Here is a 14419-nt window from a genome sequence, read left to right as displayed (position 1 = left end):
CCATCCGAAGAGGTGGTGATCGGCAGCGCCCCGAGCTCGGTGATATCCTCGCGGAAGCTGGCCGGCAGACGCACCGTCACATCGACGGAGCGGCCCTGCGGGTCGGTCCATTCCGACACCGTCGACCCGCCCAGCATCGGGTTCAGCGCCCCGGCCACCTGGGCCAGCGAGACGCCGAGATCCGAGGCCGCGTCGCGGTCGATACGGATGCCGACGGTGGGCTGAGGGTCGTCCAGCGGGGTGCCCACGTCGACCAGCCCCCCGACCTCTTCCATCGACACCCGCAGCTCGTCCGCCAGGCGGGCCAGCACGTCGAGGTTGTCGCCGAAGATCTTCACCTGGATCGGCGCCTCGACCCCGCCCAGACCGGGATCCGACGCGACGTTGAACTTGGCGCCCGGGATCGTCTTCAGCGCCTCGCGCACCGGGCCGGTGATCTGTTCGGGCGTCCGGTCACGCTCCAGCGGCGGGGTCATCTTGGCATAGATGGTCGCCACGTTGCTGCCCGAGGTAGTGCCCGAGTTGACCGTGGCATAGGTGCCGATGATCTCGGGGAAGGTCTCGCGCAGGACCTGGTCGACCTGGGCGATCTTCTGCGAGGTCCTCTCGATGGTCGAGCCCACCGGGGTGGTCAGCTCGATCTGGATTTCCGAGTTGTCCGCGGGGGGCACAAATTCGGCCCCGACAAGCGGGAAGGTCATCAACCCGCCGACGAAGGCCAGAAGGGCGGCCACCAGCGTCATCTTGCGCCAGCGCAGGCAGATCCGCAGCAGGCCGGCGTAGCGACGGCCCAGCCATTCGAAGAAGTGCTCGAACTTGCCGATCTGGCGCCCGATGAAGCCGCGCTTGACGTTGGGATCCGCCGAGGGGTCATACCAGACCGAGGACATCATCGGGTCCAGCGTGAACGAAACGAAGAGCGAGATCAGCACCGCGACCGAGACGGTCACCCCGAACTGCAGGAAGAAGCGGCCCAGGATGCCTTCCATGAAGGCCACAGGCAGGAAGACCGCGACGATGGACAGCGTGGTGGCCAGCACCGCCAGGCCGATCTCGTTGGTGCCGTCCAGCGCCGCCTGCACGTGGCTCTTGCCCATGTGCAGGTGCCGCATGATGTTTTCCCGTACCACGATGGCGTCGTCGATCAGGATGCCGACGGCGAGGCTGAGCGCCATCATCGACATCATGTTCAGCGTGAAGCCCAGGAAGTAGATCACCGCCATGGTGCCGATGATCGAGATCGGCAGAGTCAGCCCGGTGATCACCGTCGAGCGCCAGGAGTTGAGGAACAGGAAGACGATTGCGGTCGCCAGCAGCGCCCCCTCGATCATCATCGACTGGACCGAGTGGAAGCTCTCCTCGACCGGCTTGGCATTGTCGCGGATCACCTCCAGCGTGACGCCGTCGAACTGGCCTTCGGCGGACATCTTCTCGATCTCGTGGCGCACGGCCTCGGCCACGGCAACGGTGTTGGCGCCTTGCGTCTTGACCACGTCCACCGCCAGGGCGCGCTTGCCGTCAAGCATGGCGAGGCTCTCTTCCTCGGCCAGGTCGATGCCGATGTCGGCCACGTCGCCAAGGCGCACCGGCTGGCCGCCACGACGGGCGACGATGACGTCCTCGAAGTCCCGCAGGCCGGGGATGCGCCCCTGCACCTGCACCGACTGGGCCGAAGCGCCCTGATTGATCTCGCCCGCCGGCAGGTCCGAGTTGTCGGCCTGCAGCGCCGAGATCACCTCGGACACCCCCAGGCCAAGCGCCGACTGCCGGTCGGGGTCGATGCGAATCTGCACCTCGCGCGGCAGGCCACCGACGACCGAGGCCCGCCCCACGCCCGAGACATTCGCCAGCCGGGTCGAGATCACGTCATCGGCCAGCCGGGTCAGTGCGCCCTGCGACAGCTCTTCGGAAGAGATGCCGATGGACAGCACCGGCAGCTCGTTCGGGTCAAAGCGCAGGATCTGCGGCTCGTCCGCCGCATCGGGGAAATCGCCCTGGATCTGGGCCAGCTTGTCGCGGACCTCCTGCGCGGCGGTGGCGCTGTCGACCTCGAGGTCGAAGATCATCAGGACGAAGGAGGCGCTGGTCTGGGCCGTTGATTCGATGGAATCGATGCCCGAGATGGTCGAAACGGCGTCCTCGATGGGCTTGATGATGTCGTTCTCGACCGCCTCGGGCGTGGCGCCCGGGTAGGAGGTGACCACGGCCACGACGGGGAAGTCCACGTCGGGCAGCTGCTCGACCGGCAAACGCTGGTAAGAGAACAGGCCGATGACCAGCATGGCCACCATGACCATGGTGGCAAAGACCGGCTGACCGACGGAGATACGCGTCAGGATCATGACTTACTCTCCGACGACGAGGATCTTGGTATCGGGGCGAAGCTGTTCCAGCGGCTGCGAGACAATGATGTCGCCGGGCACCAGCCCGGAGGCGATCTCGGCCATGCGGCCACCTTCCCAGCTGCGCGCCACCTCGACGCCCTGGCGGACCACGCGGTCGCCCTCGCGCTTCAGCACATAGGCTCCGGCCTCATCCTCCAGCACCGCGTCGGCGGGCACACCGATGGCGGCCTCCGTCTCGTCCAGCACCACCCGCCCGGCGGCGAACATGCCGCCGCGCAGAAGGCCTTCGGGGTTCTCGATCGAGACATAGACCGGCAGCATCCGGGTGCCCTCGATCGCCACCGGGGCGATGCGGTCGACCGTGCCGGTGAAGCCCTGGGTGCCGACACCCTCGACGGTCAGCTCGACCCGCTGGCCCGCCACAAGGCGCGGCGTGTAGCGCACCGGCACCGCGGCCTCGAATTCCAGCGTGGTAAGGTCGACCAGCGAAACCAGCGGAGAGCCGGTCGCCACATAGGTGCCCGGATCCACGTCGCGGGCCGAGACGACACCGTCGAAGGGCGCCGTGACACGGGCGTGGGCCAGATTGTCCTCGGCATTGGCCACGGCTTTTTCCTGCGCGGCGAGGCTGGCAGCCAGCTGGTCGGCATTGGCCTGACCGGCGTCCAGCTCGGACTCGGGCGTCAGGCCGCGTCCCAGAAGCGAGCGGGTGCGTTCCAGCTGGGTCTGGGCGAGGCGAAGCTGGGCGCGTGTTGCCTCGGCAGAGGCGCGCTGCTGGTCGAGCTGGTTGGTCAGGCTCTCGATATCCAGCTGCACCAAAAGATCACCCGCTGCGACCCGGTCACCCGACCGCACGGTGACCTCGGTCACCCGGGCCGAGACCTCGGCCGAGATCTGCGCCTGCTGAGAGGGCGAAAGCGCCCCGGTGGCCTTGACGGTTTCGCGCAGGCGCATGGGTTCGATTTCGGTCAGTTCACTGGCGAGAAGCTGCATGACCTGCTCTGCCGGGGCCTGCTCCTCGGGCGCGGCGGCCACGGCCTCTTCGCCCTCATCGGCCGGCTGCATCGCCGCCAGGGTCTCGGAGCCGCCGTTCATGAACCACCAGCCGCCCCCTGCGAGGATCACCAGCAGGATCAGCGCCACCAGCCAGCCGCGCCGCTTCTTCGGCGGCAGGCCGGCCTCGGCCCGCGCACGGGCCCTGCGTTCGCGCCGGTTCAGCGCCCAGTCGGGCTTTGCCGGTTCGGCACCGGACGCAGGAGGCGTCCGGGTCTGGTCGGTCTTCGTCACGGCAGCTGTGTCCTTGGTCGTCTGGTCGCGGGATGCGGTCTCAGGTTCAGGTGTCCGGGGCGTATCGTCCGGCGACTGCGGCGCAGCCTTGGCCGTCTTGTCCTTCTTGGCCATGGTCAGTCCTCCTCTCCGGGGGTTTCGCCCTGAGCGGGCGCGATGCGCGCCGTCCACGCGTCCATGAAATCGGCTGTTTGACGGTAGAACTCGGCGAAGGCCCCGACCCTCTCGCGGGCGTCTTCCCGTTCCTCGGGGAAGCGTGCAGAGATGACCGATATCTCATCGGCCTGTCCCCGCAGCCGGGTGGCGACGCTCTTCAGCAGCGAATGCGAGGGATGCGGCACCGCCAGGAAGCCGTCCTGCCGCGAACCGACCGGGTGCACCCGCCGCACGACGCCCTTGGACTCGAGCAGCCGCGCATTGGTCGAGGCCGAGCCCTTGGAGATCTGCAGGGCCTCGCACATCTGCGCCAGCGTGCGCGGCTCGCCCTCGATCAGCAGATAGCCAAGGATCTGCCCCGCGATGCGGGGGCCGCCTTCGGTGCTCCACATCAGGCCCATGGTCTGGATGAAATCGTCAATCGGAGAATCGCTCATGGCAAAATCCCTGCCATGGCGTCAAAGTTCGTTCAATATGAAATGAACGAACTGAACGCAAACGTCACGTCCCGGTCATGTGACTGTCATCTTCCGCCGATGGCTGCCGGGAAATGCGGCGCACCCGCCCTGCGGTCAGCCCGAGGCGCCTTCATGGGCGCGGCGCAACTCATCTGCGCGGGCGATCAGCGTGCCCGGCGGCGCTTCCAGCTCCCGGCCCGGGGTCTGGGCCAACTGCGCGGCCTCGTCCGGTGCGACGCCGAGACACCGCAGGACGGCAGCGACGACATCGCTTGCGTCGCTGGCCTCTCCCACGCCGCCGATCAGACGCATCATGACCGAGATCACCCCGGTCTTGAGGAAGGTGGTGATCAGCCAGCAGGGCATGTCGCAGAAGCGGCCTTCGGCCACCCCCCAGGACATGTAGTCGGGCACCATGTCGTTGATCAGCTCGCCGGGACCCAGCCCCATGTTGGCCGAGAAGCGCCCGATGGTCCGATAGCGCCGCACGGTCAGCACGAAGCACTTGATGTCATGGGCCAGCGCCGCGGCAGGGTCGTTGGAGGAACGCTCCTGCGATGCGACCATGGTCATCACTTCCTGGGCGATGGTCATCTTCACCAGCACCAGCAGTTCGTCGAGGCTGTCGAAGTACTTGTAGAAGGTCCCGCGCGACACCTCGGCACGGGCGACGATGTCCTCGATCACCACGTCGCCCTGCGGCTTGGTCGCGAAGACGGCCACCGCCGCCTCGACGAGGCGGCGGCGCATCTTCTCGCGTCGCTCGGCGGCTACCTTGCTGCGATGGTCCTGGCTCACGCCTTGCTTGCCTCCTCGAGTTTGGGGCGACGCACGCCGAAGACCGCACAGTAGAGCGCCGGCGCAAAGAGCAGCGTGATCAGCGTTCCCGCAATGATGCCGCCCATCATGGCGAAGGCCATCGGGCCCCAGAACACCTGCCGCGAGATCGGGATCAGCGCAAGCGAGGCCGCCGCGGCCGTCAGCAGGATCGGTCGGGCGCGGCTGTCGGAGGCCTCGAAGACCGCTTCCCAGCGGGTGCGGCCACGCTCCAGCAGGTCCTTCACCTCCTGGAAGAGGATCACCGAGTTGCGGATCAGGATGCCGATCAGCGCCAGGACGCCCAGGATCGCCACGAAGCCAAGCGGTGCCCCGGCAGGCAACAGCGCCGCAACCACGCCGATCAGGCCGAGCGGCGCCACCGCCAGCACGACGAACATCAGCCGGAAGCTCTGCATCTGCACCATGACGAGGGTCAGCATGACCAGCACCATGATCGGGACCACGGCGACGATCGGCGCCTGGCTCTCGGTCGAGCTTTCGACCGAGCCACCGACCTCGACGCTGTAGGCCGCGGGCAGCGTGGCACGGAAGTCCTCGACGGCTCCGGCCAGGTGCGACACCACCGTGTCCGGCTGGTCCGCCGTCACGATGGCCGCCTTGACGGTGATCGTCGGCACCCTGTCGCGCTGGTGGATCACCGGCTGCTCGGTGCCCCATTCCAGCCGTGCGAAGGCCGAAAGCGGGATCGGCGTGCCGTTGGAGTTGCCGAACTGCAGGTTCTCGAGGGCCGCAAGCGTGGTACGGTCCTCTTCCACCCCGCGCGCCAGCACCGAGATCAGCTTGGTGCCGCTGCGCAGCTCGGTCACCGCGGCGCCCTCGAACAGCGAGTAGAGGTTCTGCGCCACGTCCTGCTGGGTCAGACCCAGCTGGCGCAGCCGCGCCTGGTCCAGCACCACCCGCACCACGCGGGCCGGCTCGTTCCAGTCCAGCGTGATCGAGGTCAGCCGGTCGTCCGAGGACAGCACGCTGGCCAGGTCCCGGGCATGGTCGCGCAGCTCTTCGTAGTCGGGGCCCGAGACACGGTATTGCACCGGCTTGCCGACGGGGGCCCGAGTTCGATGTACTTGGGGAAGTACTCGGCCGAGACGCGGGTCCGGTCGAAGGCCAGGATCTTGGCTTTCAACGCGTCGCGGCTGGCGTTGTCGGGGGTCATGATGACAACCTGGCCGATGTTCGGCGTGGCCGTCAGCGCATCCAGCGTCAGGATGAAGCGCGGCGCGCCGCGACCCACGTAGGTGCTGAAGAACTCGGCCTCGTCCTGTTGCTTCAGCCAGTCCTCGAAGACCTGGATCTCGGCATCGGTGGCCTCGAAGTCGGCGTTCTGGCGCAGGGTCACGTCGACCAGGATCTCGTTGCGGTCCGAGGTGGGGAAGAACTGCTGCTCGACCAGACCGAGCCCGACGACCGAGACCGCGAAGGTGCCCACGGTCAGCAGGATGGTCACCCATTTGAACCGCATCGCGGCCCGCAGCACCACGTGGAACCCGCGCCGCACGCGACCCGGTTCATGCTTCTCGTGCTTCATCTTCTTCGGCAGGAAGGTCGCCCCCAGCACCGGCGCGAAGAGCACCGCCACCACCCAGGAGATCACCAGCGAGATGGCGATCACGTAGAACAGTGAGCTGGTGTATTCCCCCGCCTGGGAAGAGTTGAGGCCGATCGGGATGAAGCCCGCCACAGTCACCAGCGTGCCGGTCAGCATCGGGAAGGCGATGGAGGTCCAGGCATAGGAGGCCGCCTTGGCCAGGCTTTCGCCCAGTTCGAGCCGGCTGATCATGGTCTCGATGGCGATCATGGCGTCATCCACCAGCAGCCCGAGCGCGATGATCAGCGCCCCGAGCGAGATCCGCTGCAAGGTGATGTCCATCATGTCGAGGATGACGAAGGTGATCGCCAGCACCAGCGGGATCGACAGCGAGACCACCAGCCCCGCCCGCACCCCCGAGCGAAACGAAGGAGACCGCCAGCACGATCACCACCGCCTCGACCAGCGCCTTGACGAAGTGGTTGATCGAATGATCCACCACATGCGGCTGATCGGCCACCAGGTGCATCTCGATGCCCACGGGCAGCTCGGCGGCGACACGCTCCATCAGCGCGTGCAGCTCCTCGCCGAAGTCGAGGATGTTCTCGCCCTCGCGCATGCCGATGGTCAGGGCGATGCCCTCTTCGCCACCGAAGCGGAACAGCGCGCCGGGCGGATCCTCGTAGCCCGAGGTGATCTCGGCCACGTCGGCGAGGGTGAAGAAGGTCTCTCCGGCCCGCAGCGGCGCATAGGCCAGGTCCTCGGCCGAGGCGAACTGGCCGGTGACCCGCACCAGCACCTGCTCGGCGCCGGTGTGGATGAAACCCGAGGGCACGATGGCGTTCTGTGCCGCCAGCGTGTTCATCACGGTCTGCTTGTCCAGGCCAAGGGCCGCCAGCCGGGCCGAGGAGAACTCGATATGCACCACCGGGTCGCGCACGCCGACCAGCTCGACCTTGCCCGCGGCATCCAGTTGCAGCACCGCCGAGCGCACCTCGTCGACCCGCTCTTCCAGCTCGCGCGGCGAGAAGCCGTCCGAGGTGAAGGCGTAGATCGAGCCGAAGACATCGCCGAAGTCATCGTTGAAGTAGAAGCCCGCGAATTCGTCCGGCATCTCGGATTGCAGGTCCGACATCATGTTGCGGACCTTCAGCCAGGTCGCGTTCACCGCTTCACCGCGGGTGGTGTCGGTCAGGTCGATGTAGACGATGGTCTGCCCGGGGTAGGTCACCGAGCGGGTGTTCTTCAGGTTGTCCAGCTCCTGCAGCTTCTTCTCGATCCGGTCGGTGACCTGGGTCACCGTCTGCTCGGCCGTGGCGCCGGGCAGCGCGGCCGAGACCACCATGGTCTTGATGGCGAAGGAGGGATCCTCCTCGCGGCCCATCGAGACATAGGAGACGGCGCCCGCGACGAGGCTGACGATCATCAGGAACCAGACGAAGGAGCGATGGTTCAGCGCCCAGTCCGAGAGGTTGAAACCCTTCTTCATTCTTCTCGCGCTCCGACTGTCTGTCCGTCTTCAAGTGAGCGGGCGCCCTTGACGATCACCTCGTCGCCCACCTCGATACCGCTGCGGATCTCGATCCGATCTCCGATCCGCACCCCCGGGGTCACCGGCACCGGGTGCACCACCCGGCTGCCCGGCGTGACCCGCCAGACCTCGGGCGCCCCTTCGCGCCCGGCGATGGCCGAAAGCGGCAGGGTGATCACCGGCTCGCTTTCCGCCGCATAGGTCGCGGTGATCAGCGAGCCGATGCGGAAGGCCCCCTCGTTGCCCTCGATGGCCAGCCGCAGGCGGCGGCCGCGCAGGATGTCGTCGGCCACCGGCTCGACCAGCCGCAGGCGCGCCGGCACAGGGGCGGCGCTGCCCGCGTGGCGGCGCAGCTCGAACATGGCGTCCGAGGGCAGCAGCGAGAGGAACTCCGTCGGCACGTCGATCACCGCCTCGCGGCCCGCAAGCTCAGCCACGGTCAGCACCGTCGTTCCTGCCGAGACCACGGCCCCCGCTTCGACCTCGGTCGACAGCACCACGCCGTCCATCGGCGCGGTCAGGCTGCCGTAGGTCAGCGCATCCTCGGCGGCGGCCAGGTCGGCCTCGGCCGCGACGACCTTTGCGGCGGTGGCATTGCGCTGTGCCTCGACCTGCTCGACCGTCGCCTGGCTGGCGATGTCACGGTCGGCCAGGGCGCGGGTGCGCGAATAGCTCTGCTCGGCGAACTCCGCCTCGGCGCGGGCCGAGGCCAGGGCCGCCTCTGCCGCGCGCAGATCCTCTTGCAGCGACACCCGGTCCAGCACCGCCAGCACGTCGCCTTCGGACACCACATCCCCGGGCGAGACATCCAGCCGCGCAATCCGTCCGATGGTCTGGAAGGCCAGCTGCACCTCGTGGCTGGCCTCGATGATGCCGGGGAAGGCGCGCTCGTCGGTGGGATCGGCGCTGACGATCTCGGTGATCACCGGACGCGGGCCATGGTCCGGGGGCGCTGCGTCGTCTGCGGCAAGGGCCGGCCGCACCGCAAGCGCGGCCAGCATCACCAGCACCAGCAGGACGACGCGCCTGGGATGCGCCGCGCGCGACAGTTTCCGGGACAGGGTCATCTTCATTCCGCATCCTCCAGGACGATCACCGGGCGATCCGGGTAGAGCGCATGAGAGCCCGAGGTCACCACCTGCACCCCCTCTTCCAGGCCCGAGGCGATCTCGACCTGGTCGCGGGTGAAGGCGCTGATCTCGACCGGCACCAGCCGCACCCGGTCACTGCCCTCGGGCAGGATCCAGACCGAGGGTTGCCCCGCCGACGCATTCAGCGCCGTCCAGGGCAGCGAGATGACCGGGGCATCCTGAAGTCGCAACTCGCCCACCACCGGCTCGCCGATGGTGAAGCCACGCGCAGCCTCGCCGGTGATCTGGGCCTTGGCGGTGACGGTGCCGGTTTCGGCGACCACCGGCGAGACTTCGGTCACCGGCACGACGATACGGGCGGTATCCCCCTCGAGCGGGCGGATCGCCACGTCCGAGCCGAGCGCCTCGCCCAGACGCGGATCGTCGGGGGTCAGGAAGACGGCCTCCCGGCCCTCGAGCGAGGCGAGGGTGACGATGGTCTGTCCGGCGCCGACGACCTGCCCCGCCTCGGCACTGCGGTCGATCACGATGGCGTCGCGGGTGACGGTCAGCACGGTGTCCTCGACGGCACGGCGGGCCGTGGCAAGCTGGGCCTCGGCCTGATCCCGGGCCGCCCGGGCGGTCAGGTAGCTTTCACGCGCCTGGTCAAGCTCGGCCTGGGTGCCCGAACCGCGCGCCAGCAACCCTTCGGCCCGTGTCTGCGCCTGCTCGGCCTGATCCAGCGCGGCATTTGCCGCTACCAGCGAGGCCTCGGCCGCGCGCAGGCTGGCGTCGGTGCGGGCCGGATCGACCCGGGCGATCTCGTCGCCCTCGTGCAGCACGTCGCCCACGTCGACCGCAACCGAGATCACCCGGCCACCGTCCCGGAACCCTGCCGGGTAGCTGTCCAGCGCCTCGATCGTTCCGGTCAGCCGGTAGCTGCGTTCGGGCGCGACGATCGTCGTCGTGACCACGTGGACGGGCAGCGGACTCTCTTCCGCGCGCGCCACCCCAACCCCGGCCACCCCCAGGGACACGAGGGCAAGCCCCCTGATGAATGCTGTCACCGCCATGAGGCCTCCTGACTCGCGCTCTTTGAAACGTCATCCGCCATAGTGACACACTTGTCAACATGAGACTTCTGTCACGCGACCTGCACATCCCGCCCCGAAGGGGCCTTGCCCCGCTGCAGATCAGCGAAGCCATCACATCAGGTGAAACGCCGACCGACGGGCCATGAAGATACCTCATGAAAGCGGGCCATGGAAAAGCCCCGCCGGTATCAGTCCGGCGGGGCTCTGAGCCGTGATTTCCGAGGTGATCAGAAGGTCTTGGCGACGGTCAGCTTGATCGTCCGACCCGGGGCGTTCCGCTGCGCCAGATGGGGCTTGTAGACCTCGTCCAGCAGGTTCTCGATGCCGACGCGAAGCTCTGTCCCTTCGAACACGCCGGTCTGCGGCCTGAAGGTGGCGCGCAGGTTGTGCACCACGTAGCCGTCCGACGGCGTGCTGCTGCGGTCCATATCGCTTGCCATCACCGCTTCCCACGACAGATCCAGCTTTTCGCCGAACTTGCGCCCAAGGGTCAGCCGCAGCTCGTCATTGGGAATGCCGGCCCAGTCAGCGCGGTTCCCCGCACGTTCGGTGCGGCCCCGGGCAATGTTGGCGTTGGCATCGACATAGATGCCGTTCTGCATGGAGTAGCTGGCTTCCAGTTCCACGCCCCAGAGATCAACGGCGTCAAAATGCAGGGTCGTCATGCCGACCCGTTCGCCGTAAGACGTCACGTCCCAGACGTGGGTATCGTAGGCCACGGCCTTGAACGACAGCGCGTCCCCTTCCCCGAACAGGTCACGGCCCTCATAGGCAAACCCCGCCTCGATGGTGGTGGCCTTCTCCGAGGTGGTCATCATCTCGTCCGCGGTGGCTTCGGCGATATCGTCGATGATCGGCAGGTTCTCGTTGTAGTGCAGTCCGCCCAGCACCGAGAAGCCACCGCCAAGGTCATAGAGCGCCGACACGCCCCCCATCAGCGCGGTGTTGTCGTAGCTGCCATACCCATAGTCCGTGCCATCCACATCCTGGGTTACGTACCGCAGCTGCGGAGTCAGGGTCAGCGCGCCCATCGTGATGTCGTCAACCACGAAGACCGACACGCGCCTGTCCGTGCCGCCAGGCGCCGAAGATGCCGAGTCGACGCGCTCGCGCCGTTCGACCTCGATGCCGGTCCGCAGGTCGTGCGCGGCGAATGCACCATCGAAATAGGCCGTGTTCTTCACCAGAAACTTGGTGGTCTCATAGCGATACTCGGTGTCGTTCAGACCCAGCGGAGGCCCGGAAATGTAGTCGACATCGATGTACTGATCGGAATAGCTGAGTTCGGCACGAAGGTTCAGCAAGCTGGACGTCGGCGAAGCATAGTCATAGCGCAGCACGGCGGTGCGATCTTCGACGGCCCGGTCGACATTGCCCAGTTGCGTGCCATCCCAAGAGAAGGAGTCGAAGGGCACGTCGAGCTCTTCACTCTGTGTCTCGGACAACAGCAGGCTCAGCTGATGCTCGCCGCTGTCGCCGAAGGTGACGCGGCTGTTGATCAGCCACGACGGCAGCTCCGACCCCTCGTCCATCAGGGCGACACCGTCGCCGTCCTCTGGCGTGCCGGTGTCGCGCCAGGTGTAGTTTGCCAGGAACTCGACCCATTCACTGGGCTGCCAGGCGAGGGTTGTGGACGAGACCAAGCCATCCCCGTTCGAGGAATACTGCAGGGTCTGGCGCAGCTTCACGCCCGGCTCGCCTCCGGTCAGATCCGCCGCCTGGATCGGCTCGAGCATCAGCAGGCCGCCGAAGTAGCCCGAACCGTATTCAAGCGTGCCCCCCATGCCCCGCAACACCACGGCTTCGCGGTAGAGGCTGGGGTCGGTATAGAGCTGCGTGCCGATCCGGTAGAGCTCCTCGGACCCCTTGGTCGCGCCTCCAACGACAATGCCGACCTTGCTGTCGGTGCCGTAGGTGCCATTGGCACCGAAGCCGCGGATGTTGATCCCCGACCCGACGGGCGAGCCACCGTTGATCAGGTTCACCCCCGGCGCAGTTTCGATCAGGTCGGCGATGGTATCAGCCTGGCGATCCTGGATTTCCTCGGCATCGACGATGGTCTGGGATAGCGCGGTATCGGTCTGCACCTCGCGCTTGGACTCGACGGTGATCGGCGCGAGCAGGATCGCGGCCTCCTCCTGGGCGAAGGCGGACACGGGAAGGGTAAGAGCGGCGCTGCACAGAAGCAGCGCGCGCACGGAGTGACGTGCGGGCATGGGAATCCCCTGGCTCATTATGATGTTGTTGTTGGAGAGCTGGCCTGAGGGCTGGCGCGAAGGAGGAGACACCGGCCGCAAGTCCCCCCGGGCGGCAGGGTCTTGCGTCGCCTATTTTATCCGAGTAATTCTGTCAACAACGCCCATATCAGCCAGCTCCGCAGTGTTGCGTTCGTGCCAGCCTCCTCCTTTCGCGGGATCCTCAAGAGGTAACTGACACATGAAGACCGCCCCCCAGAAACCGAGCCCGGCACAGATCCGGCAGGCTCTCGACGACACGACGCAGAGGCCGCGCGACCTTGCCGCCAGCCTCGGCGTATCGGAGGCGGACCTGCTGGCAGCGCGCGTCGACGGTGACAGGGTGGTGCGGATCTCGGCGGATCCCGACGCCCTGCTGCCGGGCGTCGAGACGCTGGGCGAGGTCATGGCCCTGACCCGCAACGACAGTATCGTCAGCGAGGTCGAGGGCACCTTCGGCGGCTACCGCCCCGGCGAGCACGCCGGGCTGGTGCTGGGCCAAGGCATCGACCTGCGCATCTTCCGCCGCCACTGGGTGCATGGTTTCGCCGTGGTGGCCGAGACCAAGGCCGGCATCCGGCTGTCCTTCCAGGTCTTCGATGCCGCCGGCGACGCGGTGCACAAGATCTACCTGCCCAAGGGGGCCGAGGCCTCCGGCTGGGAGGCCCTGCGCGAGGCGCTGCGGATCGAGGACCAGTCCGACAGCCTGGTGACCGACGCGCGCGCGCCCGTCGAAGCCGCCATCCTGCGCCCCGAGGTGGCCGCAGCGCTGCGCGCCGACTGGGCCGAGATGGGCGACACCCACAAGTTCCCCGCGCTGATGCGCAAACATGGCATCAACCGTCTCGGCGCCTACCGGGTGGTCGGGGCGCCCTGGGCGCGGCCGCTCGCGGTGGCCTCTGTCGGGCGCATCCTCGACCGGCTGGCCGAGACCGGGACCCCCTCGATGATCTTCGTTGGCAATGCCGGCTGCGTCCAGATCTTCTCGGGACAGATCGGGCCGATCAAGACCATGGGCCCCTGGCTGAACGTCCTCGACCCCGGCTTCGACATGCACCTGCGCGGCGATCACATCGCCGAAGTCTGGGCGATCGAGAAACCGGCCCGGCGCGGCCCGGCCATCTCGCTGGAATTCTTCGATGCCCAGGGCGCGCTGATCTCCCAGATCTTCGGCCATCGCACCGCCGAGGTCGACCACAACGCCGCCTGGAGCGCCCTGGTGGAAGAAGAAGTCGCACGCCTGTCCCAGGAGGAGCCCGCATGAGCCTGTCCCGCCGCTCCCTCGTCGCCTCCGTGGCCGCCGTCGCGACCCTCTCGCTGACCTCCCTGCCCCTGCTGGCGCAAGACACCCCCAGCCGGATCGTCTCGATCGGCGGCGGGGTGACCGAGATCGTCTTCGCGCTGGAACAGGAACACCGCCTGGTCGCCCGCGACACCACGTCGACCTTCCCGACAGAGGCCACGCTGCTGCCCGACATCGGCTATATCCGCCGCCTTTCACCCGAGGGGGTGCTGTCGGTGCAGCCCGACATGATCCTGACCGACGAGGGCGCGGGCCCGCCCGAGACGGTCGAGCTGCTGGAAAAGGCCGGCATCCCCTTCGAGGAGGTGCCCCAGGGCTATGACCGCGACGCGATCCTGACCAAGATCCGCACCGTGGGCGAGGTGCTGGGCCTGCGCGCCGAGGCCGAGGAGCTGGCGGCCCGCGTCGGTGCGGACATCGACGCGGCCATGGCCGAGGCCGATGCCGCCGGCAAGCGGGTGCTCTTCATCATCTCGCTGCAGGGCGGACGGGTGATGGCCTCGGGCACCGGCACCGCCGCCGACGGGATCATCACCATGGTCGGCGCCGAGAACGCGGTCAGCGACTATCCCGGCT

The 14419-nt window shown here is 67.6% G+C and carries 12 protein-coding genes; 2 read left to right on the top strand and 10 right to left on the bottom strand.

From position 1 onward, the window contains the following. The 10 genes from OS124_RS0108705 to OS124_RS0108670 form a co-directional block, all read right to left on the bottom strand. The coding region (locus tag OS124_RS0108705) for an efflux RND transporter permease subunit (RefSeq protein WP_010139127.1) at nucleotides 1–2342 on the bottom strand (2342 nt) is incomplete at its 3' end. 3 nt (nucleotides 2343–2345) lie between these two features. Continuing rightward, a complete protein-coding gene (locus OS124_RS0108700) occupies nucleotides 2346–3746 on the bottom strand; it encodes an efflux RND transporter periplasmic adaptor subunit (RefSeq protein ID WP_010139126.1) in 1401 nt (466 codons plus the stop codon). Nucleotides 3747–3748: 2 nt separating this feature from the next. Beyond that, complete coding sequence (locus tag OS124_RS0108695) at nucleotides 3749–4225, bottom strand: GbsR/MarR family transcriptional regulator (protein ID WP_010139125.1); 477 nt, start codon at nucleotides 4223–4225, stop codon at nucleotides 3749–3751. A 135-nt stretch (nucleotides 4226–4360) separates the two neighbouring features. Continuing rightward, entirely contained in the window at nucleotides 4361–5044 is a 684-nt protein-coding gene (locus OS124_RS26025) for a TetR/AcrR family transcriptional regulator (protein ID WP_010139124.1), read from the bottom strand. Continuing rightward, nucleotides 5041–6117, bottom strand: coding sequence for an efflux RND transporter permease subunit (locus tag OS124_RS28270; protein ID WP_337459420.1), 1077 nt, complete (start codon nucleotides 6115–6117; stop codon nucleotides 5041–5043). The genes OS124_RS26025 and OS124_RS28270 overlap by 4 nt, the downstream gene beginning before the upstream one ends. After that, nucleotides 6027–7001: an efflux RND transporter permease subunit gene (locus OS124_RS28265; RefSeq protein WP_337459421.1), complete on the bottom strand. Its 975-nt coding sequence runs from the start codon at nucleotides 6999–7001 to the stop codon at nucleotides 6027–6029. Before OS124_RS28265 ends, OS124_RS28270 begins: the two co-directional genes overlap by 91 nt. Then, nucleotides 6886–8100: an efflux RND transporter permease subunit gene (locus OS124_RS28260; RefSeq protein ID WP_337459419.1), complete on the bottom strand. Its 1215-nt coding sequence runs from the start codon at nucleotides 8098–8100 to the stop codon at nucleotides 6886–6888. The genes OS124_RS28265 and OS124_RS28260 overlap by 116 nt, the downstream gene beginning before the upstream one ends. Then, complete coding sequence (locus tag OS124_RS24100; protein ID WP_010139123.1) at nucleotides 8097–9215, bottom strand: efflux RND transporter periplasmic adaptor subunit; 1119 nt, start codon at nucleotides 9213–9215, stop codon at nucleotides 8097–8099. The genes OS124_RS28260 and OS124_RS24100 overlap by 4 nt, the downstream gene beginning before the upstream one ends. Next, complete coding sequence (locus OS124_RS0108675) at nucleotides 9212–10285, bottom strand: efflux RND transporter periplasmic adaptor subunit (protein ID WP_010139122.1); 1074 nt, start codon at nucleotides 10283–10285, stop codon at nucleotides 9212–9214. Before OS124_RS0108675 ends, OS124_RS24100 begins: the two co-directional genes overlap by 4 nt. Nucleotides 10286–10533: 248 nt before the next feature. Further along, nucleotides 10534–12522: a TonB-dependent receptor plug domain-containing protein gene (locus OS124_RS0108670; protein WP_010139121.1), complete on the bottom strand. Its 1989-nt coding sequence runs from the start codon at nucleotides 12520–12522 to the stop codon at nucleotides 10534–10536. 220 nt (nucleotides 12523–12742) lie between these two features. On the opposite strand from OS124_RS0108670, the gene OS124_RS0108665 reads away from it, so the two are divergent. Both OS124_RS0108665 and OS124_RS24095 read left to right on the top strand, forming a co-directional pair. Next, nucleotides 12743–13804: a hemin-degrading factor gene (locus OS124_RS0108665; protein ID WP_010139119.1), complete on the top strand. Its 1062-nt coding sequence runs from the start codon at nucleotides 12743–12745 to the stop codon at nucleotides 13802–13804. Beyond that, a partial coding sequence (locus OS124_RS24095) for a heme/hemin ABC transporter substrate-binding protein (protein WP_010139117.1) occupies nucleotides 13801–14419 on the top strand: 619 nt, incomplete at its 3' end. The genes OS124_RS0108665 and OS124_RS24095, both read left to right, overlap by 4 nt.

The sequence above is a fragment of the Oceanicola sp. S124 genome (assembly GCF_000220565.1).
In the GTDB taxonomy this organism is placed as follows: Bacteria; Pseudomonadota; Alphaproteobacteria; order Rhodobacterales; family Rhodobacteraceae; genus Pseudooceanicola.
Note: the sequence above shows the minus strand (reverse complement) of the source record. Positions and strands in the feature narration are given on the sequence as shown.

Excerpts from the sequence above, each read along its gene's own strand:
- OS124_RS0108700 (WP_010139126.1), bottom strand. The coding sequence starts at position 3,746 with ATGGCCAAGAAGGACAAGACGGCCAAGGCTGCGCCGCAGTCGCCGGAC.
- OS124_RS0108695 (WP_010139125.1), bottom strand. The coding sequence starts at position 4,225 with ATGAGCGATTCTCCGATTGACGATTTCATCCAGACCATGGGCCTGATG.
- OS124_RS28260 (WP_337459419.1), bottom strand. The coding sequence starts at position 8,100 with ATGAAGAAGGGTTTCAACCTCTCGGACTGGGCGCTGAACCATCGCTCC.
- OS124_RS24100 (WP_010139123.1), bottom strand. The coding sequence starts at position 9,215 with ATGAAGATGACCCTGTCCCGGAAACTGTCGCGCGCGGCGCATCCCAGG.
- OS124_RS0108675 (WP_010139122.1), bottom strand. The coding sequence starts at position 10,285 with ATGGCGGTGACAGCATTCATCAGGGGGCTTGCCCTCGTGTCCCTGGGG.
- OS124_RS0108670 (WP_010139121.1), bottom strand. The coding sequence starts at position 12,522 with ATGCCCGCACGTCACTCCGTGCGCGCGCTGCTTCTGTGCAGCGCCGCT.
- OS124_RS0108665 (WP_010139119.1), top strand. The coding sequence starts at position 12,743 with ATGAAGACCGCCCCCCAGAAACCGAGCCCGGCACAGATCCGGCAGGCT.